Genomic DNA, 1,614 nt, shown 5'->3' with positions numbered 1-1,614 from the left:
AGGAAGTGCAAAATCAACCCGAAAGGATATAGAACCTATGACTATTGTATCAGAGATTTTCGAGAAATTAAAGGACTGTCAAAATTTATCCGAAGTTGAGGAAGTTTTTTCATTGCTTTTTTCAGAGTTATTCATAGATTCTCTAAGCCACTGTCTAGAATTGCTGGATAAATTTCTGATTCAGCCCTATTTAGAAGATGGTTGGTCTATTGATCGTTTGGAGGAACGTCAGATAACCTTTTTGTTTGGTACAGTAACTTTTAAACGCCGTCGTCTTCGGAAACAAGGTGAGAAAAGTTTCATTCCTTTAGATAGGGCCTTAGGTCTGGAACCGCGCCAACATTTCAGTCCATTGTTTAAAGAAAAGATAGCTCAATTGTCGACTGGTATGACCTATCGACAAGCAGGGAGATCTGTAGAGCTACTAACCAATCAAACCATTAGTCATCAGACGGTTCACGCGATAGCTCAGAGTGTCGCAGAGAAGATAAGAGAAACATCAGACTCAGAGCTTGATGTTTCGGATAAGAAAAAACCAGAAGTTCTTTACATAGAAGCTGATGGGATTTGGATTGGCAGTCAAGAAAAGGGAAAACACCTGGAATATAAACGGGGCTTTATCCATGAGGGAGTTGAGAAGATAGGTAATCGGAACTGTCTCATCAATCCGGTTTATTTTGGCTGCTTTGGAACGAGTAAAGATTTGTTTGAAGAAATCCGCTCCTATTTGTCTACTCATTATGATTTAAGCCGAACTATTATCATTGCCAATAGTGACGGAGGTTCGGGCTATGAAGCGGATAAGTTCCAATCGCTTGGAGGACGTAGGAGTCTATTTGAATATTGCTTAGATTCCTACCATGTCATGAAATACATCACTGGTAAGCTTGGTTTTGATAAGTTTCTTCAAAAGGAATTACGACAAGTAGTTAAGGCTTATGATTATGAGCGTGTAGAACTATTGCTAGATACAGTTGAGTCATATCTTGAACAGGAGGAGCACCTTGAGCGTTTGAGTGAAGTTCGAGCTTATTTAACTCGGAATTGGTGCTGGATTCGGCCACTAAAAGATAGAAATTTGCCAGTAAGTGATGGTGTGGGTGTTTGCGAAAGTGGACATCGCTTTTATACAAATCGTATGAAAAAGCAGGGACGAAATTGGACAAGACAAGGTGCTGAAAACATGGCAACTCTCTTAGTAAGTATTCGCAATGGGGAGTTTGAGAGATTGTACAGAGCTACAGTTTCGGAGCCAGTCTTTAGCGAGGAAATAGCTATGAGTGCTTCAAAAGCCCTAAAGGTTATGAAACACAAAGAGCACACTATTCCACAGGCAACCATACCTGTGTATGGTCCCAAGAGTTCAGCTATGGGACGCTTATCGAGTTTATTTTAGATCGTTCGGAAAGAATAAAGAAGCAGGTCTTCATACTGTAGTGGAATCATCAGCAGTTGAGAAACAACTGCTAGATGACGGAGATTTCGAGACCTTGGCTCGAAATCTAGTGATGAGACTCCGTAGGAGGCTGCTCACGTCCGCACTACCTAATATGAAGACCTGCATATTAGAAACACTAAGAACGATAAGGTGGAGATTGACTTACTGAATCATTC

Annotated in this window: 1 protein-coding gene; it reads left to right on the top strand. The window is 40.7% G+C overall.

All coding sequences use genetic code 11. The annotated features are described in order from the left end of the window. Positions 1–37: 37 nt before the first annotated feature. Positions 38–1,396 carry an ISLre2 family transposase gene (locus tag JEQ21_RS09720; RefSeq protein WP_199365310.1) on the top strand — a complete coding sequence of 453 codons (1,359 nt, stop codon included), beginning with the start codon at positions 38–40 and terminating at the stop codon, positions 1,394–1,396. Positions 1,397–1,614: the final 218 nt, after the last annotated feature.

Origin of the sequence: Streptococcus sp. 121 (assembly GCF_016458205.1) — a bacterium.
Taxonomy (GTDB): Bacteria; Bacillota; Bacilli; order Lactobacillales; family Streptococcaceae; genus Streptococcus.
The sequence above is the reverse complement of the archived record's forward strand: the minus strand, read 5'-3'. Positions and strand labels throughout refer to the sequence as shown.

Bases quoted from the DNA above. Each gene is read 5' to 3' on its own strand.
- JEQ21_RS09720 (WP_199365310.1), top strand. From the start codon at position 38: ATGACTATTGTATCAGAGATTTTCGAGAAATTAAAGGACTGTCAAAAT.